Annotated in this window: 20 protein-coding genes and 1 tRNA gene; 17 read left to right on the top strand and 4 right to left on the bottom strand. The window is 48.2% G+C overall.

The window, feature by feature from the left end; genetic code table 11:
- Window positions 1-25: 25 nt before the first annotated feature.
- The 8 genes from V8Z93_RS09865 (at window position 26) to V8Z93_RS09830 (ending at window position 10,666) form a co-directional block, all read left to right on the top strand.
- Window positions 26-2,623 carry a BatD family protein gene (locus V8Z93_RS09865; RefSeq protein WP_439431399.1) on the top strand — a complete coding sequence of 866 codons (2,598 nt, stop codon included), beginning with the start codon at window positions 26-28 and terminating at the stop codon, window positions 2,621-2,623.
- Between the two features lie 21 nt (window positions 2,624-2,644).
- A complete protein-coding gene (locus V8Z93_RS09860) occupies window positions 2,645-3,349 on the top strand; it encodes a phosphatase PAP2 family protein (RefSeq protein WP_203038402.1) in 705 nt (234 codons plus the stop codon).
- 21 nt (window positions 3,350-3,370) lie between these two features.
- The gene (locus V8Z93_RS09855) at window positions 3,371-4,645 is read left to right on the top strand and encodes an S-adenosylmethionine:tRNA ribosyltransferase-isomerase (protein WP_439431398.1); all 1,275 of its coding nucleotides are present in this window, start codon (window positions 3,371-3,373) and stop codon (window positions 4,643-4,645) included.
- 487 nt (window positions 4,646-5,132) lie between these two features.
- Window positions 5,133-7,157 (top strand): ABC-F family ATP-binding cassette domain-containing protein, encoded by a 2,025-nt coding sequence (locus V8Z93_RS09850; RefSeq protein WP_439431397.1) that lies wholly within the window; start codon window positions 5,133-5,135, stop codon window positions 7,155-7,157.
- Between the two features lie 333 nt (window positions 7,158-7,490).
- Window positions 7,491-9,524 (top strand): M13 family metallopeptidase, encoded by a 2,034-nt coding sequence (locus tag V8Z93_RS09845; protein ID WP_439431396.1) that lies wholly within the window; start codon window positions 7,491-7,493, stop codon window positions 9,522-9,524.
- A 441-nt stretch (window positions 9,525-9,965) separates the two neighbouring features.
- Window positions 9,966-10,040 (top strand) — tRNA-Arg (locus V8Z93_RS09840).
- Window positions 10,041-10,164: 124 nt separating this feature from the next.
- Window positions 10,165-10,416, top strand: a complete 252-nt coding sequence (locus tag V8Z93_RS09835; protein ID WP_203051858.1) for a DUF4160 domain-containing protein — start codon at window positions 10,165-10,167, stop codon at window positions 10,414-10,416.
- Window positions 10,417-10,429: 13 nt separating this feature from the next.
- A complete protein-coding gene (locus V8Z93_RS09830) occupies window positions 10,430-10,666 on the top strand; it encodes a DUF2442 domain-containing protein (RefSeq protein ID WP_203051859.1) in 237 nt (78 codons plus the stop codon).
- A gap of 152 nt (window positions 10,667-10,818) precedes the next feature.
- On the opposite strand, the gene V8Z93_RS09825 is transcribed toward V8Z93_RS09830, so the two are convergent.
- Entirely contained in the window at window positions 10,819-10,911 is a 93-nt protein-coding gene (locus V8Z93_RS09825; protein WP_203051860.1) for a smalltalk protein, read from the bottom strand.
- A gap of 24 nt (window positions 10,912-10,935) precedes the next feature.
- Window positions 10,936-11,568 carry a DNA-binding protein gene (locus V8Z93_RS09820; protein WP_439431395.1) on the bottom strand — a complete coding sequence of 211 codons (633 nt, stop codon included), beginning with the start codon at window positions 11,566-11,568 and terminating at the stop codon, window positions 10,936-10,938.
- A 220-nt stretch (window positions 11,569-11,788) separates the two neighbouring features.
- Here V8Z93_RS09820 and V8Z93_RS09815 point away from each other — a divergent pair, with 220 nt between their 5' ends.
- Together V8Z93_RS09815 and V8Z93_RS09810 are read left to right on the top strand one after the other, a co-directional pair.
- Entirely contained in the window at window positions 11,789-12,364 is a 576-nt protein-coding gene (locus V8Z93_RS09815; protein ID WP_203038408.1) for a Panacea domain-containing protein, read from the top strand.
- Window positions 12,365-12,369: 5 nt separating this feature from the next.
- A complete protein-coding gene (locus V8Z93_RS09810) occupies window positions 12,370-12,825 on the top strand; it encodes a hypothetical protein (protein ID WP_203038409.1) in 456 nt (151 codons plus the stop codon).
- A 95-nt stretch (window positions 12,826-12,920) separates the two neighbouring features.
- On the opposite strand, the gene V8Z93_RS09805 is transcribed toward V8Z93_RS09810, so the two are convergent.
- The gene (locus tag V8Z93_RS09805) at window positions 12,921-13,976 is read right to left on the bottom strand and encodes a hypothetical protein (protein ID WP_439431394.1); all 1,056 of its coding nucleotides are present in this window, start codon (window positions 13,974-13,976) and stop codon (window positions 12,921-12,923) included.
- An 860-nt stretch (window positions 13,977-14,836) separates the two neighbouring features.
- Between V8Z93_RS09805 and V8Z93_RS09800 the strand changes: the two genes are divergently transcribed.
- The 5 genes from V8Z93_RS09800 to V8Z93_RS09780 all read left to right on the top strand — a co-directional run bounded on the left by V8Z93_RS09800 (window position 14,837) and on the right by V8Z93_RS09780 (window position 17,556).
- A complete protein-coding gene (locus V8Z93_RS09800; RefSeq protein ID WP_217764631.1) occupies window positions 14,837-15,268 on the top strand; it encodes an N-acetylmuramoyl-L-alanine amidase in 432 nt (143 codons plus the stop codon).
- Between the two features lie 94 nt (window positions 15,269-15,362).
- Window positions 15,363-15,611, top strand: a complete 249-nt coding sequence (locus tag V8Z93_RS09795; protein WP_203038412.1) for a DUF4248 domain-containing protein — start codon at window positions 15,363-15,365, stop codon at window positions 15,609-15,611.
- Window positions 15,612-15,739: 128 nt separating this feature from the next.
- Window positions 15,740-16,255: a hypothetical protein gene (locus V8Z93_RS09790; protein ID WP_439431393.1), complete on the top strand. Its 516-nt coding sequence runs from the start codon at window positions 15,740-15,742 to the stop codon at window positions 16,253-16,255.
- 388 nt (window positions 16,256-16,643) lie between these two features.
- Window positions 16,644-17,216, top strand: coding sequence for a type II toxin-antitoxin system antitoxin SocA domain-containing protein (locus tag V8Z93_RS09785; RefSeq protein WP_439431392.1), 573 nt, complete (start codon window positions 16,644-16,646; stop codon window positions 17,214-17,216).
- Window positions 17,188-17,556, top strand: coding sequence for a hypothetical protein (locus V8Z93_RS09780; protein ID WP_203051867.1), 369 nt, complete (start codon window positions 17,188-17,190; stop codon window positions 17,554-17,556). Before V8Z93_RS09785 ends, V8Z93_RS09780 begins: the two co-directional genes overlap by 29 nt.
- Here V8Z93_RS09780 and V8Z93_RS09775 read toward each other — a convergent pair.
- The gene (locus V8Z93_RS09775) at window positions 17,553-18,599 is read right to left on the bottom strand and encodes a tyrosine-type recombinase/integrase (protein ID WP_439431391.1); all 1,047 of its coding nucleotides are present in this window, start codon (window positions 18,597-18,599) and stop codon (window positions 17,553-17,555) included. The two genes, V8Z93_RS09780 and V8Z93_RS09775, sit on opposite strands and share 4 nt — an antisense overlap.
- Before the next feature lie 598 nt (window positions 18,600-19,197).
- Between V8Z93_RS09775 and V8Z93_RS09770 the strand changes: the two genes are divergently transcribed.
- Both V8Z93_RS09770 and V8Z93_RS09765 read left to right on the top strand, forming a co-directional pair.
- Complete coding sequence (locus V8Z93_RS09770) at window positions 19,198-20,472, top strand: DUF3575 domain-containing protein (RefSeq protein WP_439431390.1); 1,275 nt, start codon at window positions 19,198-19,200, stop codon at window positions 20,470-20,472.
- Window positions 20,469-21,467, top strand: coding sequence for a DUF5119 domain-containing protein (locus V8Z93_RS09765; RefSeq protein WP_439431389.1), 999 nt, complete (start codon window positions 20,469-20,471; stop codon window positions 21,465-21,467). The genes V8Z93_RS09770 and V8Z93_RS09765 overlap by 4 nt, the downstream gene beginning before the upstream one ends.
- The last annotated feature ends 2 nt before the right edge of the window (window positions 21,468-21,469 follow it).

Below are 21,469 nucleotides of genomic sequence, written 5' to 3'. Positions count from 1 at the left end.
AAATATAAGATAAAAGAAAGTTGATATGAAAAAAATAGGTTGGTATATCATATTGCTCCTGATGATGTTGGGCTACCATGTGCATGTAGATGCCCAGCATATCTCAGTGTCGGCTCCGTCGCACGTCGCGGCAGGAGAGAACTTCCGTGTTGCCTATACCATCAACACCAGTGATGTGGAGGAATTCCGAATGGGTGGGGTGCAGGAAGGACTGGAAGTGATTGCAGGACCGTATACTTCCTCGCAGTCCAGTTACCAGATGATCAACGGGCATACCTCGTCCTCATCATCCGTAACCATCACTTACACCCTCTATGCCGCCAAGAACGGCAGCTTCACCATCGGGGCTTCGCACGCTCTGGTGGGAGGAAAACGACTGTCTTCACGCCCCGTGAAGATTCAGGTGTCGGGACATGCACAGCGCACCAACGGCGCTCCCAACATGCACGGACAGGACAGCTACGACCAACCTCGTATGCGCTCCGCCGGATCTGCCATCTCGGGCAGCGACCTCTTCATCAAGGTCTCTGCCAGCAAGAAGAGAGTTCACGAGCAGGAGCCTATCCTCCTTACCTATAAGGTATATACACAGGTGGACCTCACACAGCTGGAAGGCAAGATGCCAGACCTGAAGGGATTCCACACCCAGGAGGTTCCGCTGCCACAGCAGAAAACCTTCCACACAGAAACCGTGAATGGCCGACCATACAAGTGCGTCACCTGGAGCCAGTACGTGATGTACCCTCAGATGACGGGCAGGCTGGAGATTCCATCCATCACCTTCAAGGGCATCGTGGTTCAGCAGAACCGCAACGTAGACCCGATGGAGGCGTTCTTCAACGGCGGTTCTGGCTACGTAGAAGTAAAGAAGGATATCAAGGCACCGGGCATCACCCTGCAGGTGGATCCGCTGCCGCAGCGCCCAGCCAACTTCTCGGGCGGCGTGGGCAAGTTCAATATCTCTGCTTCGCTCGATAAGAAAGAAGTGAAGGCGGGCGAACCAATCACCCTGAGAGTAGTGGTGGGCGGCATCGGCAACCTGAAACTGCTGAAGCAGCCGGTGGTCAACTTCCCTAAGGATTTCGACAAGTATGATGCCAAGGTAACCGACAAGACCCGCCTCACCGCCAACGGCGTAGAGGGCAACATGGTCTACGATTTCCTTGCCGTGCCTCGCAACCAGGGCAGCTATACCATCCCATCGGTAGAGCTCACCTATTATGATACGAGCAAGAATGCCTACAAGACTATCAAGACCCAGCCGTTCAAGGTAGAGGTGGAGAAGGGCGATGGCACATCGGCAGAGTCTGAGGATTTCGCCAGCCAGGATAAGGATATCCACACCATCAAGTTGGGCAAGGCAGAACAGCACAAGGCCGACGAGATGTTCTTCGGCAGCTTCGGCTATTGGATCAGTCTCCTCATCCCGCTCATCGCCTTCGTGGTATTGCTCATCGTTTTCCGCCGCCGTGCCATCGAGAATGCCGACATCGTGAAGAAGCGTTCCAACAGGGCAGGAAAGATAGCCACCAAGCGTCTGCGCCTTGCCAACAAGCTGATGCTTCAGGGTAAGCAGGGCGAGTTCTACGATGAGGTGATGCGAGCACTCTGGGGCTACATGAGCTACAAGCTCAATATGCCAGCCGAGAAGCTCAACCGCGACAACATCCGTGAAACCCTGGGTCGCCACTTCGTGGATGATGCAACAATAGAGAAGTTTACCACGGCTCTGGATGAGTGCGAGTTCGAGCGTTATGCGCCAGGCGATGCTGCCGGCAACATGAACCGCACATTCGAGTCGGCTATGACAGCGATTATGGATATAGAAAATGCAATCAATGAGGCTCGCAAGAACCAGAAGAAGCATCCGGCAGGCTACTCCTTTGTATGGCTGCTCCTGGCGATGATCTGCTTCGGCAGCACCTCAGCCAAGGCGGTGACCAAGAACAATGCCGACACGGAGTACCAGAAGGGCAACTATCAGCAGGCCATCCGCGACTACGAGGAGATTCTGAAGAATGGCGAATCTGCCGAGATTTATTTCAACCTCGGCAACGCCTACTATCGCACGGACAATATCACCAAGGCGGTGCTCAACTACGAGCGTGCCCGCCTCCTTTCGCCGGGCGATGACGATATCAACTTCAACCTGCAGTTTGCCCGCAGCAAGACCATCGACAAGATTACCCCGCAGAGCGAGATGTTCTTCGTAACCTGGTATAAGTCGCTGGTGAATTTCACGAGCGTTGACAACTGGGCTAAGACCGGCATCCTCTGCATTGTGATGGCGCTGCTGCTGGTATTGCTCTATCTCTTCGGTCCGCAGCTCATGCTCCGCAAGATAGGATTCTTTGGCGGACTTGCCTTCTTCGTCATCTTCCTGCTGAGCAATCTCTTCGCCTTCCAGCAGAAGCAGGCGCTCGACAACAGAACCGGTGCCATCATTATTTCTCCATCGGTGAACATCAAGAAGACGCCAGCCAAGAACAGCGCCGACCAGTTTGTGCTCCACGAGGGAACCCGCGTGGATATCATCGACAAGGGCATGACCGACTGGCGCTGCATCCGCGTAGGAGATGGCCGCGAAGGCTGGATAGAGACCAAGGCAATAGAGGAGATTTAATGAAGTTCAAAGTAGATAGTAATGGATTTTAGTACGATACAAAACATAGATTTTCAGGTGCTGCAGTGGTTCAACGGCAGCAACAATGTAATTCTCGACCAGTTGGCGGTGGTGCTGACATCGGGCGTTACATGGATACCACTCTATGTGGTATTGTTTATCGTCGTGATGCGCAACAACGAAACCATGTCGCAGATAGCACTCGTGGTGGGCTCCGCCTTCCTCTGCATCCTCTTTGCCGACGGATTCGCCGATGGCATCATCAAGCCGCTGGCTGAAAGATGGCGACCATCCAACGACCCGCTGGTGAAATACTCCGTGCAGGTGGTAGACAACCTGCGCATGAAGGACTACAGCTTCTGCTCAGCCCATGCCGCCAACACCATGTCGTTAGCCGTGTTCTTCTCGCTCCTCATCAGGAGCAGGATGATAACCATCACCATGGTCATCTGGTCACTGGTCAACTGCTGGACGCGCCTCTATCTGGGCGTCCACTATCCGCTCGATGTGCTGACGGGCATTCTGCTCGGCTGCGTGGTAGGTTTTCTGGTCTATCTTTTCTACCATCGCATGTATCGGCGCATCTCACCGGAAATCAAGTATATCTCCAACCAGTATACCAGCACGGGCTACGACCACGACGACATCGACATGATCATGACCGTAGTGATGGTGGTATTGGTCTATGTAGTCATCCGTGCCCTCTGCATGATGACGGCAGTTTAATAAAATTTACAAAGTAGAATAATGGAAACAAAACATATTAAGATTAGCGATTATAATTACGAGTTACCCGATGAACGCATTGCCAAATTCCCTATCGCCCAGCGCGACCACAGCAAACTGCTGGTCTACAAGCACGGCGAGGTGAGCGACGATGTGTTCTACCATCTTCCTGAATATCTGCCTAAGGGCGCCATGATGGTGTTCAACAACACCAAGGTAATCCAGGCACGCATGCACTTCCGCAAGGAAACGGGTGCACTCATCGAGGTGTTCCTCATGGAGCCTGCCGCACCAACCGACTATGAGTTGATGTTCCAGACTTCGGGTCACTGCTCTTGGCTCTGCATGATTGGAAACCTGAAGAAGTGGAAGGAGGGCAGCCTGAAGCGTAACTTCGAAATCAAGGGTCATCAGCTTACCCTTTCTGCCACCATGCGCCGTGGCGATGCCCTCAGCGTAGAAGCATCAGAAATGGTAGCCAAGGGCGGCGGCACCAACTATTGGGTGGATTTCGACTGGGACAACGAGCACGTTTCCTTTGCCGAAATCCTCGAGGCAGTGGGCGAGTTGCCTATCCCTCCATATCTGAACCGCAAGACCGAGGAGAGCGACAAGACCACCTATCAGACTGTTTATTCAAAGATAAAGGGTAGTGTGGCAGCCCCAACAGCCGGTCTGCATTTCACCGATGCCGTGCTCAAGGATTTGGATGCCCATGGCATCGACCGTGAGGAAGTAACCCTGCACGTGGGTGCCGGCACCTTCAAGCCAGTGAAGAGTCTGGAGATTGAAGGCCACCAGATGCACACCGAGTACATCGTGGTTCACCGCCGCAGTTTGGAAAAGCTGATCAAGCACGATTGCCAGGTCATCGCCGTGGGTACCACCAGCGTGCGCACCATCGAGAGCCTTTACTACATGGGCGTGCATCTTATCAAGCACCCTGAGGCAAGCGAGGAAGATTTGCATGTTAAGCAGTGGGATCCATACGAGCAGTCGGCAGATGGCAACCTGGTGGATGGCATCACCCCGATGCAGGCCATCCAGGCGATTATCGATTACCTCGACCGCAACGGATTGGAAGCCCTTCACTCCAGCACGCAGATCATCATTGCTCCAGGCTACACCTATAAGATAGTGAAGATGCTGGTAACCAATTTCCATCAGCCTCAGAGCACGCTCCTGCTTCTGGTGAGTGCCTTCCTGCATGGCGACTGGAAGAAGGTGTATGATTACGCCCTCTCTCACGATTTCCGCTTCCTGAGCTACGGCGATTCATCCCTGCTCATTCCGTAAGGAGATACTCTTTCATAGGAAGATACTCTTTACATAGGAAGAAACTCTTTCGTAGGAAGAAACTCTTTCATAGGAAGAAACTCTTTCGTAGGAAGAAACTCTTTCATAGGAAGAAACTCTTTCGTAGGAAGAAACTCTTTCATAGGAAGAAACTCTTTCGTAGGAAGAAAGAAATAAGTAGTTAGGCAAACTATAAACTACACAAGTTTCGCAAGTGAGCTCCACACGCCCTGAAAGGGCAGAAGCTCCTAGCCCAGGGCAGCGCCCTGGGTAATCATGGACGCAAGTTTGTCGCCCTGTAAGGGCAAAAGCTTCAAAAGAATCAGGCAATTTACAAAGCTTTTGCCCTTACAGGGCGCCTTGTTGATTGCTATTATACCCAGGGCGATGCCCTGGGCTAGGAGCTTTTGGGCCTTCAGCCCGTACTTGAACCACTTACGAAACTTCAATAACTATAAATTGTAAACTATAAACTATAATAAATAGTATGATTTCAGTAGAAGGACTGAAAGTAGAGTTTGGCGTAAAGCCACTCTTCCATGATGTAAGCTTCGTCATTAACGACCGCGACCGCATTGCCCTGGTGGGAAAGAACGGCGCCGGAAAATCTACGATGCTCAAGATACTCTGCGGCTTGCAGAAACCTACGGATGGCGTGGTGGCTATCCCTAACGAAACCACCATCGGCTACCTGCCACAGGTGATGAAACTGCAGGACGATACCACCGTGAAGGAGGAAACCCGAAAGGCTTTCGCCCACAATACCGAGATGAAGGCCCGCCTCGACAAGATGCAGCAGGAGATGGCCGACCGCACTGACTATGAGAGCGAAAGCTATGCCCAGCTGGTGGAGAAGTTCACCCAGGAGCACGAACGCTACATGATGATGGGCGGCGAAAACTACGAGGCTGAGATAGAGCGAACCCTGAGCGGACTCGGTTTCACCCGCGAGGATTTCGAGCGACCTACACGTGAGTTCTCCGGAGGATGGCGCATGCGTATCGAGCTGGCGAAGATTCTGCTCCAGAAGCCGGATGTGCTGTTGCTCGATGAGCCTACCAACCACCTCGACATCGAGAGTATCCAGTGGCTGGAGCAGTTTCTGGCGCAGAGTGCCAAGGCTGTGGTGCTGGTGAGTCACGACCGTGCCTTTATCAATAATGTAACCAACCGCACGCTGGAGATTACCTGCGGCAGGGTAGAGGATTACAGGGTGAAATATGATGAGTACATTGTGCTGCGTGCCGAGCGCCGTGAACAGCAGCTGCGTGCCTACGAGAACCAGCAGAAGGAAATAGCTGATATCAAGGACTTTATAGAGCGATTCCGCTATAAGCCAACCAAGGCTGTGCAGGTGCAGAGCCGCATCAAGCAGTTGGAGAAAATCGTTCCTATCGAGGTGGATGAGGTGGACAACAAGCAGATGCATCTCAAGTTCCCTCCTTGCCTCAGAAGCGGCGACTATCCGGTTATCTGCGATGAGGTGCGTAAGGATTACGGCTCGCATACCGTCTTCGACCATGTAAACCTCACCATCAAGCGTGGCGAGAAGGTGGCGTTTGTGGGCAAGAACGGCGAGGGTAAATCTACCCTTGTGAAATGTATCATGGGCGAGATTCCGTTTACGGGCAATCTGAAGATAGGTCATAATGTTCAGATAGGCTACTTTGCCCAGAACCAGGCGCAGCTGCTGGATGAGAACCTTACCATCTTCCAGACCATCGACAATGTGGCTACGGGCGAGATGCGTCTCAAGGTAAACGACCTGCTGGGTGCCTTCATGTTTGGCGGCGAGACATCAGAAAAGTATGTCAAGGTGCTGAGCGGTGGCGAGCGCAGCCGATTGGCGATGATCAAGCTGCTGCTTGAGCCGGTGAATCTGCTCATTCTCGATGAGCCTACCAACCACCTGGATATGCAGTCGAAGGATGTATTGAAGGAAGCAATCAAGGCATTCGACGGCACGGCTATCATCGTGAGCCACGACCGTGAGTTCCTCGATGGCCTGGTAGATAAGGTTTATGAGTTTGGTGGCGGCAAGGTTCGGGAACACCTGGGCGGCATCTACGATTATCTGCGTGCCCACAATGCCGAGAGCATCAACCAGGCGCTGTCAAATCAGGGTGGCAAGGGCATGGCATCTGCCGGATCTCCATCGGGTTCATCCGCTTCGGCAGGTTCATCAGGTTCATCCTCATCGGGTTCATCCTCAACATCCGCCTCATCATCCGCTTCCTCTTCTGAGGCATCTTCCGGCAAAATCAGTTATGCCGAGCACAAGGAGCAGCAGAAGAAGATTCGCAAGGCTGAAAAAGCTGTGAAGGAATGCGAGGCGAAGATTGAGAAGTTGGAAGCCCGAAAAGCCGAAATCGATGCCCTGCTGATGAAGCCGGAGAACGCCACCAACATGGAGCTGGTTACGGAATACACCAATCTGATGAATACCCTCGATGAGGAAAACGACCGCTGGATGATTCTCTCAGAAGAACTGGAGGAAGTGAAGAATTCATAAATCATAGAATTCCAGAATCAATCCTTGGATATCCATGATGTAGAATCATTAACTCAAGTTTCGCATGTAAGCTCCACACGCCCTGAAAGGGCAGAAGCTCCTAGCCCAGGGCATCGCCCTGGGTATAATAGCAATCAACAAAGCGCCCTGAAAGGGCAAAAGCTTTGTATATTGCCTGGAACTTGAAAGCTTTTGCCCTTACAGGGCGACAGGCTTGCATCCATGCTAACCCAGGGCGATGCCCTGGGCTAGGGGCTTCTGCCCTTTCAGGGCGTATGGGGAAGATACTTGCGAAACTTGAATTCATAATTAAATCAATAAAATAACGAGAAAATGAAAATGAAGTACATTCTTCCGATGATGATGCTCGCTGCCATGCCTTTGGCAGCTGACGCTCAGAACAAATCGGGACTTGTCATGGGCAATCTTGACAAGACAGCCAAGCCGGCTGATGATTTCTACCAGTTTGCCACAGGCGGATGGCAGAAAAGCCACCCACTGCCTGCTGCCTACAGCCGATATGGCAGTTTCGACAAGCTCACAGAAGACAACAACAAACGTATTAACTCAATCCTTGCAGAACTCGAGAAGAAGACCTACAAGGAAGGAACCATCGAGAGAAAACTCTCTGATTTCTACAAGATGGCACTCGATGCCGACCGCCGCAACAAGGAAGGCATCGCCCCAGTGAAGCCTCTGCTCGCAGAACTCGCTGCAGCACAGACCAAGGCAGATTTGCAGAAACTGCAGATTAAGTATGCTGCCCTGGGTCTCGGCGTGGATTACGGTTCTTACTTCGCAGCCGACGAGAAGAACGTAACCATGAACATCTTCAATGTGCTCCAGGGTGGCTTGACCCTCGGTGCCAAGGATTATTATCTCAACAACGATGCTGCCACAGTAGCCATCCGTGAGGCTTACAAAAAGTACATCGCCCAGATGTTCCAGCTCTACGGATTCTCTGCTGCCGATGCTCAGAAGAAGGCAGAGAAGGTGTTCCTCCACGAAACCAATCTCGCCCTCATCTCAAAGAGCCGCACCGAACTGCGTGACCCACAGGCAAACTATAACAAGATGACCCTGAAGGAGTTCAAGGAGAACTATCCTAACATTCCGCTGGAGGCACTTGCCAATGCCGAGGGCATCAAGAGCGAGTATATCCAGCAGATGGTGGTAGGTCAGCCTGCCTTCCTCGCCGGATACGATAAGATTTCTGCTGCCGAGAACGCCGAAACCTTGAAGGCGTTGATGGAGTGGGGCGTTATCTGCAATTCCTGCTCATACCTGAGCGACGATATCCGCATGGCAAACTTCGATTTCTTCGGCAAGACCATGAGCGGCCGTCAGGAGGATCACCCATTGTGGAAGCGTGCCACAGCGCAGGTAGAGGATCAGATGGGCGAGGCGCTCGGAAGAATCTACTGCAAGAAGTTCTTCCCTGAATCTTCCAAGAAGATGATGGAGACTTTGGTGAAGAACCTGCAGATCAGTCTCGGTCAGCGCATCGACGCTCAGAAATGGATGAGCGCTGAAACCAAGGCGGCTGCCCACGACAAGCTCAGCAAGTTCTACGTGAAGATTGGCTATCCAAAGCAGTGGACCGACTACAGCAAGCTGACCATCGACCCATCCAAGAGTTTCTACGAGAACGTATTGGTGTGCCGTAAGTTCCGTGCCGACAAGATGATAGCCGAGAAGGCAGGTAAGCCAGTGGATAAGGAAGAGTGGTTCATGACTCCTCAGACCGTGAACGCATATTACAACCCAACCACCAACGAAATCTGCTTCCCAGCCGGAATTCTTCAGTATCCATTCTTCGATGCCAAGGCCGACGAAGCATTCAACTATGGTGCCATCGGCGTGGTAATCGGTCATGAGATGACCCACGGCTTCGACGACCAGGGTCGCCAGTATGATGCCAGCGGTAACCTGAAGGATTGGTGGACGCCAGCTGATGCCGAGGGTTTCAACAAGCGTGCGGATATGTATGCAGATTTCTTCAGCAACATCAAGGTATTGCCTGATTTGAATGCCAACGGCCGTTTCACTCTGGGTGAGAACCTTGCCGACCACGGCGGTTTGATGGTATCCTTCAATGCCTTCAAGAATGCGACAGCCAAGAAGCCATTGAAGAACAAGGACGGTTTCACTGCCGACCAGCGTTTCTTCCTCGCCTATGCCGGTGTTTGGGGTCAGAACATCACCGAGAAGGAGATTCGCAACCGTGTGAAGAACGATCCTCATGCTCTTGGCAAGTGGCGTGTTAACGGTGCTCTCCCTCACATCGATGCCTGGTACGAGGCATTCGGCGTAAAGCAGGGCGACAAGATGTTTATTCCAAAGAACAATCGTTTGGAGCTTTGGTAAAAAATGATAGCCGAAGGGGGCGAATAAGAAGTTATTCTGTTTATCCCCTTCGGGTGTCTATAAACTAACTGAAGTTTCGCATGTGGTTCAAGTACGGGCTGAAGGCCCAAAAGCTCCTAGCCCAGGGCATCGCCCTGGGTATAATGGCAATCAGCAAGGCGCCCTGTAAGGGCAAAAGCTTTGTATATTGCTAGGTATTTGAAAGCTTTTGCCCTTACAGGGCGACAGTTTTGCGTCCATAAACACCCAGGGCGATGCCCTGGGCTAGGAGCTTCTGCCCTTTCAGGGCGTGTGGGGCTTACTTGCGAAACTTGAGTAAACTAATATAAATGGGCGGGTTTGATTTCTTTTTAGATTATCTTTGAAAAAAGTTTCCGAAAAATTTGGTAGTTTCAAAAAAAAGCAGTACCTTTGCACTCGCTTAACAAAATTAGCAAGGATGGTTCCGTAGCTCAGTTGGATTAGAGCAACAGCCTTCTAAGCTGTGGGTCTTGGGTTCGAACCCCAACGGAATCACGAAAGAGTGGATTAATCGAAAGGTTAATCCACTTTTTTTCTTTATTATTTTCTCATTTTTCTTTGCGCTTTCAAAATAAAAGTGTATCTTTGCAGGCATAATTTAGTATTAAAAAAGAAATGTATGGGAGCTGTATATGTAATACAAGGTATATTGATTTATATTTATGCTTTTGACCATAATCCCCCACATATTCATGTGAGAAGTGGTGAAGGCGAATTCACAATTACTATTAAGGATAGAATTGTGGAAGGAAGAGCTAAGTCAAAAACCATTCATTTGATTAATGACTTTATTGATGAACATGAGAAAGAAATCATGGAATTATGGGAAAAGGCTCAGCGTGGAGAAACTATTAAAAAAGTACAACGTTAAAAATCGGAAGAATATGATACTGGCAGTTAAAGATGTAGATTACTTAGGAGATTATACTCTTCTTTGTACATTCAATGATGGGGTAAAGAAAAAGGTTGATTTACAGCCTCTTTTAAAGTATCCTGCTTTTGAGGAATTGAAGGACAAGAAAAAGTTTATTCAATTTGGTTTAGACCAAACTATCTTTTGGTATAATGGTGCCGACATTGCACCTGAGTATCTTTATGACAATGGTGTTGTCATGAAGTAAAATTGAACATACCTGAAGGATAGGAGATTAAGTTTGGGAAGCTTTGCTTGATGCATTTAGCTACTTAAGCGATATAAAAAAAGTGGATTAGCCTTATTGGCTAATCCACTTTTTGTGTTCCAGCAATCTTGCCTTGTTCCGGCAATCTTGATTTACATGCAGCTCGTTACACCCAGCGTGGCGCCGATAGCCGTAAGCAACGAAATCAAAACCTTAAGTACCAGTTTCCAGTTTTCTTTCGACATAGACATCCTTTCTGTTTAGCTGTTCTACAATACGATGTGCTCGTTGCCATCTTCAGATCCCGTGCCGCCAGTCTGCGAACCGCCACCAGTGCTTTCTCCGGTGTTGCCGCTGGTGGTATCACCAGTGTTGCCACCAGCATGATCACCAGTAGAACCGCCTGCTGTGCCGCCAGTAGTGCCGCCGTTCTCCTTGCCGTCGCCCTCAGTATCCTCCACATCATTCGAATCCTTGGAAGATACGTTCTTCACAATCTTGCCGTTGCGGTCGTAGCAGGTGATGCTGATGCTCGTGTTGGCAAGCTCCTGCTTAATCTCCACACTCGGGGTGAAAATCACGCGGCGCAGGGTGATGAGCTTGCTGCTCACCTCATCCACCGACTTCACCGCATCGGCACGCAGACCGAAACGCATGGTGCCCAGACCCGGGATAGCCACCGAGTGACCCTCTGTGGCCCATGCCTTCAGCACCTCGCTCAAGGCTGAGTAGGCCACCTTCATCACGGCGGTGGTCAGTCCGCCACGGATGGCAGCCTCCTGAATCACCTTCTCCGGGGTGAGCTTGTTGTAGAACATAGGCTGCATCACGTACATGTACACATCCTTCTCCTTACTCAAATAAGCGATCTTGCGCTCCACTGCTTTTACATTAATTCCCATAACATTTTAAGTTTTTAGTTCAATAAAATTGCAGATCCTTTGTATCTCTGCAAGCCGTTGTGTTTCAACGACAATGCAAAGATACAAAATTTGTAGCCCAAAAACAAGGAATGTTCGCCAGTTCATCAGAATGACAGAGACTTTTTTTGTTAAAATCGCTAAAAGACTTGGTAAATTCAGATATTTGACGTAATTTTGCAGTATTAAAAAAGACATTGTTATGATAACAAAATACGATAGAGATAAATTGGGCAATGCGGTTATATATATAGCATCACATTGTTCTAACTTAAGCAAAACAAAACTGCTTAAGCTATTATATTTTATGGAGGAATATAGCGTGCGTAGGTTTCATACGCCGTTTCTCGGTTTGCCATACGAGGTCTGGCAAGCAGGACCTGTGGCAAAAGATGTTTTTATTGATTTGTCAGAAACACCAGTATTGCTCGATGGTTATGTAAGAAAGCAAATTGTTGGGGATGCAACGTATATTCAAGCTTCTAGAGAATTCAATGACGATGAATTCTCTGACAATGACATTTTAGTGATGCAAGAGGTACTAAAGAAATATGGTAATAAGACTGCCAGAGAATTAGTGCAACTGACTCATCAGAAAGGCAGCTTATGGTATAAGATTGCATCCGAGAATAAATTGCTGGATAAGTTCGAGAAAAAATTAATGAATAATTCTGATTTCCTCATCGATTTTGGAGATGAGTTGACAGAAACTGGCAAGGATTTTTATAACGACCAAATAGACTTTTTGCAAACAAGCAGAGCCTATTCTAGATATTAAGGCTTATGTTTAAAGAGGGCAATATACTTTATTTTGAGCCATTCTATTTTGAAAATGGCAATACGCCTAAACCCAAGTATTTCTTGGTCTTAAAGGAAGTAGATAATCAACTTATATTAGCAAGTTTGCCAACTTCTCATGACCATATTCCTAGTAATATGAGTAAGGTTCATGGCTGTATTGATGATAGTACAATTAATTTTAATTGTTATTATTTTAAGGCAGGCAAAGATATCGCCTTTTCTGATGTTGCAGGTGAAACGTTCTCTTTTCCACGTGACACCTATGTTTATGGTTATAGGATTGCTTTTTTTGATTTGGAATTATTTAAGAAGCAGATAAAAGAGCATCTGTCAATGGTAACTTTGAAAGGCAGGTTGTTTGAGACCGAGATGCAAGAGCTTTTGGATTGTTTAAGAAAATCTGCATCTGTCAAGAGAAGTTTTCGAAAACTATTATAATTTCATATCAAAAGGAAGGCAATGGGATTTTTCCTATTCATCGGATGAGAATAAAACATCCGATGAATAGCTAACTGATTGCCTACCAGCGTAGATTAGTTCTTCTTCTTCAATATCTTATCCAGACATTTCACGATATAGCCCGGAGGATTCTTCAACCCATGCTTCGCCTTCGCGTCATAGGCTGCGGTGAAACACTGATTCACGGGGTCCTTGTCTTCCAGGGTGAGGCGTTCGCTCAAGTCATACGCCACATTGAAGTTTACATTCCAGGGAGCTTCGGTAAGCGTTTTTCTGAGCTTAAATTTCATGAACACCAACTCCTGCCTGTCTGCCGGCTTCAGCTCCATCTCATCCTCGTTGCGATACTTGATTTCAAATATCACAAGACTCCCATAAGTTCCCACCACCTGGTTGCGGCAGGTGGCTATCGTATGAATGACAATGTAATCAAGAAGATTAATATTGTAAGCATTTTTAATCTCCTCCTCAGCCACGGACAACTGGAAATACTCCAGATTTCCCATGCCACGATACTCCGTATTGCTGGTGAGCAGAGACAGAAGCTCGGCAGGACGAAACTTCACGTAACCCTGCTTCAGGCGACTCTCGCTCAGAAGATAAAGACAGCGGGCCGACTGGTGGCGGAACGACTCATAAACCTGAGGCAACACCTTGAAATAACCCAAATCCAAGGCGAAATAATACTTCGCCACCTCTATCGGCATCTCCAGAATAACTCTCTTCTCCTGACCCACCTTGTGATCCCTTACGTAGCGCAGAAGATAGGCAAACTCCCTGTAACACAGGGTAGGAGAGGAACCCGAAGAGTCGGTGTAAGGGATGCCCACCGGCTTCTTGCCGATGTCCTTCAACGCCTTCTCCAGGTTGCGGTAATGCGACTTGCAAGGCTCCAATGCCTTGTAAGGAACTTCCAGGCGCAGCATGTTGTCAATGCGCTCAAAAGCGCTGAAATCCATTTCGCCATGGTGAGCCTTTTGGCTGATAGCCAGTCTGATCTCCTTCTGGTCGAACACATCAAGTCTGAACAGATACTTCTGTTCTTGCGGGCTGTAGCTGTGGTGCAGGGCGCAATGAGTACCAAGCTCTGTGGCTTCGGTAATAGTAAAATAGTTGTCTATTCTTTTCATTGTCCTCATAATTAGGATAGTTTATATAAAGTGGGGGTGGCAATGAAAAAAATCATGGGGATACGACGAGCGAAAGTATGCACCAGTGTTATACGGCTATTTTTCTGGCACTTATCCAAAAATCGTCGAATCAGACCAGAAATCTTCGCTTGTCGCACCCCCATGTCTTATCATGAGTTTGCGCACGAATGCTCTAGTCTGAATTTGATTTTTGGATACCCTAGGATAAGGAATTATTGCCGAACCTTTTCCTAGAGGCTTTTGCTTCAAATTCAGAGATAAACTCTGCAACGTTGGCAGCCTATTGCTAGCCTGCCCTATGTCTGCCAATGGTCTTTTACAACCAAAGTGCGCTGCAAAGATAAATATTTATTTTGAAACAAACAAGTTTTTACCAGTTTTTTTTTCATTTTTACCGAAAAAAACTTCGAAACCGTCATGACCATCTTTCTCTTTTTTTTCTCTATATATCATATAATCATAATTCTAGAAGCGCAATTTTCGCCGATAACAATCTGATTGATAGGTAGATATATTTTCCGCCTCATATCAGATGTAACAGTCCCTCCCGGGAATCTGATCAAAGGTAAGGGTTTCCACTGTCGGCAGGTAATACTTTTTCCGCTTTTCTTATCCGGGGTAACTATCCATAAATTTCTCTTATCAGATGTAACCAGCCAAGGAAAATCTTCAACTCTCTTATCAAAAGCAACCAGTTAAGGAAACGTAAAAAACAAGGCACTCTTGAGGAAATCGACGGGAACCGCCGCATAGCGTCAGTTCTTCAAAAACGGATTTTGTAACTTTGCAGTGTTCAAACCAATGAACATCGTAGATTATTAACTTTAAAATGCAAGATTATGGCTAGATTGATTACAATGATTGTGGTTCACTGCAGCGCTACCCGCTGCAACCAACCTTACCCAGTGCAGCAACTCTTTCACGACCATGTGGAGGTGAACCACTGGCGCTACATCGGCTACCACTTCTACATCACCAGAAGTGGCAGAGTGGAGACCACCCGACCTCTGGAGAGAATGGGCGCACATGCCAAGGGGCACAATGCCCACAGCATCGGCATCTGCTACGAGGGCGGACTCGACGAGCAGGGACAGATAGCCGACACCCGCACCGAGGAGCAAAAGAAGGCGATGGCGAAACTCATCGTGCAACTGAAGCAGCAGTTTCCCACCATCCTCAAGGTGCTGGGCCATCGTGACCTGCCAGGTGTGCAGAAAGCATGCCCATGCTTCGATGCCACCACGCTTCAGCCACTGTTACATCTGAAATGAAAATCTTAAAGAATGTATCTTTTTGATACAGGTAACGGAATTTTTATGTAACTTTGCCATCAGAACAGAATCAGTAACTAAAAACTTAAACTAGATGAGTGTTACAAAACAACATTTCGTAGAACGTAGAATGATGGGCAAGCAGGAGCTTGCTCATCTCTACTTCCCCCACAGCAAGCAGAATGGGCATGCGGCAAGGGATAAGTTCATGGATTGGGTAAAGGGATGTCATCCGCTTTATGCCAAACTGCTGGAACTGGGCTACACGCCATCGGTTCATGATTTCTCGCCCAAGATGGTGGATTACATCTTCTACTATCTGGGGGAGCCCGACGGGGTGTGATTCCCCCTTTCTTGAAGGCTAAGAATATTTATCCTTAAGGCAAAAAATATTTTCCCTTAAGGCTAAATATATTTACCCTTAAGGCTAAATATTTCATTCGTACTGAAAACAATTAAAAGTGTAGAATCATGGAGATTAAAATCATTCGTTTTGGTAGATATCATCATGCCGTAAGTGGCAGGTTGCTGATAGATGGTCAGCACGTTTGCGATACTTTGGAGCAGGATACCGGCAGTCTGCCGGAGGGGGAGTATGTCATGTGCCGCAACAAGGCGTCGGCATTACCTTATTATATATATAGTGGCAAGGAGGATATAGGCAGCGGTTTGGAGCAGAAAGCAGATTGTGTTCCGGAGAAGAAATCAGATTGTGCTAAGGAGCAGAAAGCAGATTGTGCTCCGGAGGAGAAATCAGATTGTGTTCCGGAGGAGAAAAACAGGAAGGTATTTCTGTCGATGGGGAATGGCATTCATGGTTGGCGCCGCCGTTGCATCATCGTGGGCGAGTGCCTTCATCTGGGTTTCCTCATCCGCAGTCAGGAGCATTACGATCAGCTTCTGCCCCGTCTCCGCATGCAGCTGGTCCGCCATCGCCCCATCGTGGTGAAGATCTCCCGTTCCCCCGATTTCGTGGATGCGGCGTAAACGGCAGCAGGATGATTAAATTAGCAATAACGCCGTATCATTCGGGAAATGAAAAACTGAAGTTTCGCATGTGGTTCAAGTACGGGCTGAAGGCCCAAAAGCTCCTAGCCCAGGGCATCGCCCTGGGTATAATGGCAATCAGCAAGGCGCCCTGTAAGGGCAAAAGCTTTGTATATTGCTAGGTATTTGAAAGCTTTTGCCCTTACAGGGCGACAGTTTTGCGTCCATAAACACCCAGGGCGATGCCCTGGGCTAGGAGCTTCTGCCCTTTCAGGGCGTGTGGGGCTTACTTGCGAAACTTGAGTGAAAAAAAAGATGAATATAAAAAATGATAATTTTTTGGGGACTTACAAATAAAATTTCTAACTTTGCACAAAAATGAATAGCTATGTGTAAATTTTCAGAATCAACTAAAGAAAAACTCGGCAATGCCCTGATATATGTGGCAGAACGAGTGCCAGACCTTAGCAAAACTAAGGCTTTGAAATTGCTCTATCTCATGGAGGAGAGAATGGTTCTAAGGTATCATGTGCCATTTCTGGGAATACCTTATGAAGTTTGGCAAGCTGGCCCCGTAGCTAAAGATGTCTTTATCGACTTATCTGATGGTCCATATCTGCTGAAGGATTATGTCAAGGCGGAGTCCAGGCATGGGGGTACTTACATCACTGCCATCAAACCTTTTTGCGATGATGAATTTTCGGAATGCGAAATATGCATGATGAACGATATCCTGAATAAATATAGTAAGATGACAGCTGCAGAACTGGTAAATGAAAACCACAAGAAGGGAACTTTGTGGTATCAGGAGGCTAGCCAAAACGGATTGTTGGAGGCTTTCAAAAATCATGAGTGTAATAACTCTGAATTGAAAATCGATTTCACGAAAGTAATGTCTCCATGTGCCGCCGAGTTTTATCAGGAAAGATTGGATGAGGTTGGCAAGTCTTCCTACATCTAAAGATCATGTTCCTTCTGATGTTGAAGTAAAGCATGGTTGTTTGGATATAGCTGAGCGCTTCGTGAATGTTTTCGTCTTTATTTCTGGTGAGGAAATTCTCAACAGAGTAAATGGGGAACGTTTTTCTTTTTCGAAAAATACTTTTGTATATGGTTCCAACTTGGATATCTATGATGCGTCACAGTTTGAACTGCAAGAGCGTTTGTCTCAGACGAACATTGAATTGATTGGTACTCTTGATTCTGCAGTCTTCGCAGAACTAAAAGATTGTCTTGCTAATAGTAAGATGGTAAAGAATAGATATCGAAAGATGTTGAAATCCGATGAAAGGAAGCCCTAGCAGGCTACCTTCCACTTATCCCCCAGCATCCTCATCGCATCCACTTTGTTATCATCCATGCCATGAAGATAATGCTGGGTGGTGGAGAGGCTCTCGTGACCCAGGATGCACGAGATGATGCAGATGTCAACATGCAGATTCATCAGATGCGAGGCACAGGTATGACGGGTGCAATGGAAGGTGATATGTTTTTCGGAGATGTGATACTCTGAAAGCCATTTCCTCACGTGCTCATTTAGATGATGAGGCGAAAGAAGAGAAAAGAAAGGAGAATCCGGACCGCCATCCAACTGCTTCAGAATCTCATACGCCTCATCCGAAAGCGGAATATCTACCCAGCTCTGCGTCTTCTTCATCTGCTTGTGGATATGATAAACGCCATCAATTTCCTGAATATCCTTGGGCGACAAGGTCAGCAGGTCGCTCTTCCTGATAGCCGTATAGCAGCAGAACAGCACGGCCTCCTTCAGCTGCGGAATATCGCAGGGAGATGTCTTCATGGCCTTGATTTCATCATCAGAAAAGAACTCTTTCCGCGTCTTCTCTCTCCTTACCTTATAAGAAGAGGGGAGATGCTTCATCGGATTCACCTCCAGATACCCCTCGTTCACGGCTTCCTGAAGCACAGCCTGAATGGTTTTTACCTTCGTATAGATGGTGTTGCAAGCCAGAAGCCGGGGATTCTTCACGTGATGGCGAAGGTCGTGGGCATGGCGGAAGTAGAAGATGATGCGCTTGCATACCTCCTTATCCACCTGCTTCAACGGAATCCCGTCAAAGCCCTCCACCTTCAGATGCGACAAAACGCTGCGCACACTGCCGCTTCTTCCTTCCGAACTTTTCTCTCCCTCTTTCTGTCGGGAATCAGCATATCTCAGAATGAATTCTCCCAGGGTGATGGCATCTTGGCTATTTGCTTTCTCATTGATATCTTCCTTTGTGATTGCTTTCTCAATGATAATTTTCTTGTTGCTGCTTTCCTTGGAATGGAATAGGGGAGTAAAAATTTGCTTAATGCTTCTCAAAAATCCAAATTTCTTCATGTTTTTTCTTTTTTATCGATTGTTATTATATAATTCTTGAAAAATACCTTTTCAATTGACAAAGGTATAGAGAAACTTCCATATCTCCAAACAAAAGGAAGAAAAGGTGTTGAAAAAGCGTGATTTAGAGCAAGAGTTATACGTTAACTGTTGCACTGCAAAGGTAGGAAGATTTCTGAAATAACAATCATTTCAAAACACTTTTAACATTTAATTAACTAAAAACTGTCAATTTTTCCTCAGATATGTTCAAAAAAGCCTTTTTTAGTTAAAGTTTTGGCAACTATACAATAAAATTTGGCCAGTTTCCTGTCTCTTTTGTGTTGAAAGCAACAGTTAACGTATAACTGTTTCAGCAGTACAACGTGCTATACTGATAAAACGAATATGAAGCAAATTTGATTTTGGAATTCAAAGCTCAATAAGCCAAGTCTATCTTTTTATAAAGAAGACAGGAAAGAAACTCAAGTATTAATTTATAAATCATTCAACTATATGGTATAATGCAAAAAACGAAAGAAATGCGGAGATGGCAACAGGTTCTAAGAACAGCCTGCCACTGACCTTGAATGAGTGATAGTATAAAAAATGGTATTATATGGTAAAGAAAATAGTTATGGTTGTGTTGATGCCGACAACCCTGTTGGCAAACGCATACGCCGCTTCCATACAGGACAGCCTGCGGACCACGATATATTTCCGCCCAGGCTACTCCCTGCTGGAACTCTCCTATAGAGACAATGCCGCCAACATGAAGGCACTGACTCAGGGAATCCAGACCATCAAAGGCAATCCGTGCGTACAACTGCAACACATCAGAATCCTTTCTGCGGCATCGCCCGAAGGTAATTCGGCACTCAACAAGAGAGTGGCGAAGCGCCGAGGTGAACGCCTGCGCGACTACCTGAAGGAAACATTGGTGCTGCCCGACAGTATCTTTACCGTTTCCTCAGCCGGAGAAGACTGGCAAGGCCTGGCATCCCTGATAGCCAAGGAAAAGACCCCATGGCGAAACAAGGCTCTCCAAATCATCCGCCACACCCCCGAATGGGTAACCCGCAACGGAAAGGTGGTGGATGGAAGAAAGCGCCAGCTGCAAAACCTGGATGGCGGCAAGGCATGGAAATACATGCTCGACAACCACTTCTACACCCTCCGAACAGGAGCCGTAGTAGTATGCGAGGTTAAAACCCTGGCAGCCGAAAGCACCCCTTCAGCAGCCGAAACCAGCCAGGAGCAAGCCCGTCTGGAGTCCGCCTCCCAGTCTCCTTCCTCGCCCCCGTTCCCTGCGATTCCATCGCAGGTCCACCCCGAGCCCCAGGCGCCCCCAGTCGCCTCCTATTTCGCCCTGAAATCCAACCTCCTCTATGATGCCCTCCTGGTTCCGAATCTATCCCTGGAAGCAAGCATCGGCAGCGGCTGGACCCTAGGCGCAGGCGGAATGCTCGCCTGGTGGAGCAAAGACGCCAAGCATCGCTACTGGCGCATCTACGGCGGCGACCTGGAAATCCGAAAGTATTTCGGAACCCTCTCCAAGTCCAAGCCCCTGCAGGGCCACCACCTCGGCATCTACGGTGATTTCCTCACCTACGATTTCGAGTTCGGAGCCAAGGGCTACCAGAGCAAGGCCACCTATGCCGCAGGCATCAAATACGGCTACTCCCACCCGATAGCCAACCGCCTCAACCTCGACTTCGCCCTGGGAATAGGCTACCTCCATTCCAATTACAAAACCTACGTGCCGAGGGATGGATGCTACGTCTATCAGGAAACCAAGAAGCGAAAGTGGCTAGGCCCAACCCAGGCAGAAATCTCCCTGGTATGGCTGCTCGGCAAAGGAAACACCAATAAAAAGAAAGGAGGTAAGAAATGACAAAAGGCTATTATCATAAACAGATGTGGTATCTCTTCCTCAAGCTACTGGCATGCATGGCATTCCTCATCCTCCTGATAGAATTCCTCACCTCGTGCGAGCACAAGGATCTCTGCTACGACCATCCGCATCGCCAGAACGTAGAGGTAACCTTCGACTGGAGCGAAGCCCCCGAAGCCAACCCTTCCACCATGAGTCTCTATCTCTATCCGGAAAACGGCGGAGCACCGCAGCGATATGAGTTCACCGACCGCAACGGCGGATGCATCTCCGTAGCCGCCGGAACCTACGATGCCATCTGCGTAAACAGCGACAAGGAAACCCACCGCATCAACGGCAAGGAAACCCGCAAGTCCTTCGAGGTAACCTCGGCAGAAACGCGAGTGCTCCAGGGTCTCCTGGCAAGCATGGCGCAGTCGGCACCGAGAGCCAGCGATGGCAGCAAGGAGCGGGTAATGTCAGAGCCCGAAATGCTCTGGAGTGCCCATGCCGAGCGCCTGGTGATAAAGACCAACGGAGAGAAATCGTTCATCACGCTGAAGCCGAAGGCGAGAGTGAAGCACTGCTCGGTAGAAATCAAGAACGTGCAGAATCTGAGAGGAGTGAAGGCGATGAGCGCCAGCATCTCAGGTCTATCCGGCGGCTGGTTTGCCGGCATCGACGAGTTATCCTCAGAAAAGGTAACCATCCCATTCCCGGTAACTATGGATGTAGCCAATTCCAAGGTAACGGGCAGCGTGAATGTCTTCGGTCATTGTCCCATCCAGCCCAACAAGCACATACTGATGGTCTACGCCCAGCTCAACGACGGCAGCAAATGGTATTACGAGGACGACGTCACCGACCAGATTCACGACCCGGAGCAGAAGGACGAGACGCACATCAAGATTGAGCTTGACAAGCTCCCGTTGCCGAAGCCGAATCCCGGAACCGAAGGCGGTCTTCAGCCGAGCGTAAGCAAATGGAACGAGATTTACATAGATATAAAGATGTAGAA

Source organism: Segatella copri (assembly GCF_051861805.1).
In the GTDB taxonomy this organism is placed as follows: domain Bacteria; phylum Bacteroidota; class Bacteroidia; order Bacteroidales; family Bacteroidaceae; genus Prevotella; species Prevotella copri_M.
This window is presented reverse-complemented; position numbering and strand designations above follow the sequence as displayed.

Bases quoted from the DNA above. Each gene is read 5' to 3' on its own strand.
- V8Z93_RS09805 (WP_439431394.1), bottom strand. From the start codon at position 13,976: ATGAAAAGAATAGACAACTATTTTACTATTACCGAAGCCACAGAGCTT.
- V8Z93_RS09790 (WP_439431393.1), top strand. From the start codon at position 15,740: ATGGAGATTAAAATCATTCGTTTTGGTAGATATCATCATGCCGTAAGT.
- V8Z93_RS09845 (WP_439431396.1), top strand. From the start codon at position 7,491: ATGAAAATGAAGTACATTCTTCCGATGATGATGCTCGCTGCCATGCCT.
- V8Z93_RS09850 (WP_439431397.1), top strand. From the start codon at position 5,133: ATGATTTCAGTAGAAGGACTGAAAGTAGAGTTTGGCGTAAAGCCACTC.
- V8Z93_RS09865 (WP_439431399.1), top strand. From the start codon at position 26: ATGAAAAAAATAGGTTGGTATATCATATTGCTCCTGATGATGTTGGGC.
- V8Z93_RS09860 (WP_203038402.1), top strand. From the start codon at position 2,645: ATGGATTTTAGTACGATACAAAACATAGATTTTCAGGTGCTGCAGTGG.
- V8Z93_RS09820 (WP_439431395.1), bottom strand. From the start codon at position 11,568: ATGGGAATTAATGTAAAAGCAGTGGAGCGCAAGATCGCTTATTTGAGT.
- V8Z93_RS09835 (WP_203051858.1), top strand. From the start codon at position 10,165: ATGGGAGCTGTATATGTAATACAAGGTATATTGATTTATATTTATGCT.
- V8Z93_RS09765 (WP_439431389.1), top strand. From the start codon at position 20,469: ATGACAAAAGGCTATTATCATAAACAGATGTGGTATCTCTTCCTCAAG.
- V8Z93_RS09810 (WP_203038409.1), top strand. From the start codon at position 12,370: ATGTTTAAAGAGGGCAATATACTTTATTTTGAGCCATTCTATTTTGAA.
- V8Z93_RS09855 (WP_439431398.1), top strand. From the start codon at position 3,371: ATGGAAACAAAACATATTAAGATTAGCGATTATAATTACGAGTTACCC.
- V8Z93_RS09780 (WP_203051867.1), top strand. From the start codon at position 17,188: ATGAGGTTGGCAAGTCTTCCTACATCTAAAGATCATGTTCCTTCTGAT.
- V8Z93_RS09800 (WP_217764631.1), top strand. From the start codon at position 14,837: ATGGCTAGATTGATTACAATGATTGTGGTTCACTGCAGCGCTACCCGC.
- V8Z93_RS09815 (WP_203038408.1), top strand. From the start codon at position 11,789: ATGATAACAAAATACGATAGAGATAAATTGGGCAATGCGGTTATATAT.
- V8Z93_RS09825 (WP_203051860.1), bottom strand. From the start codon at position 10,911: ATGTCGAAAGAAAACTGGAAACTGGTACTTAAGGTTTTGATTTCGTTG.
- V8Z93_RS09795 (WP_203038412.1), top strand. From the start codon at position 15,363: ATGAGTGTTACAAAACAACATTTCGTAGAACGTAGAATGATGGGCAAG.
- V8Z93_RS09775 (WP_439431391.1), bottom strand. From the start codon at position 18,599: ATGAAGAAATTTGGATTTTTGAGAAGCATTAAGCAAATTTTTACTCCC.
- V8Z93_RS09770 (WP_439431390.1), top strand. From the start codon at position 19,198: ATGGTAAAGAAAATAGTTATGGTTGTGTTGATGCCGACAACCCTGTTG.
- V8Z93_RS09785 (WP_439431392.1), top strand. From the start codon at position 16,644: ATGTGTAAATTTTCAGAATCAACTAAAGAAAAACTCGGCAATGCCCTG.
- V8Z93_RS09830 (WP_203051859.1), top strand. From the start codon at position 10,430: ATGATACTGGCAGTTAAAGATGTAGATTACTTAGGAGATTATACTCTT.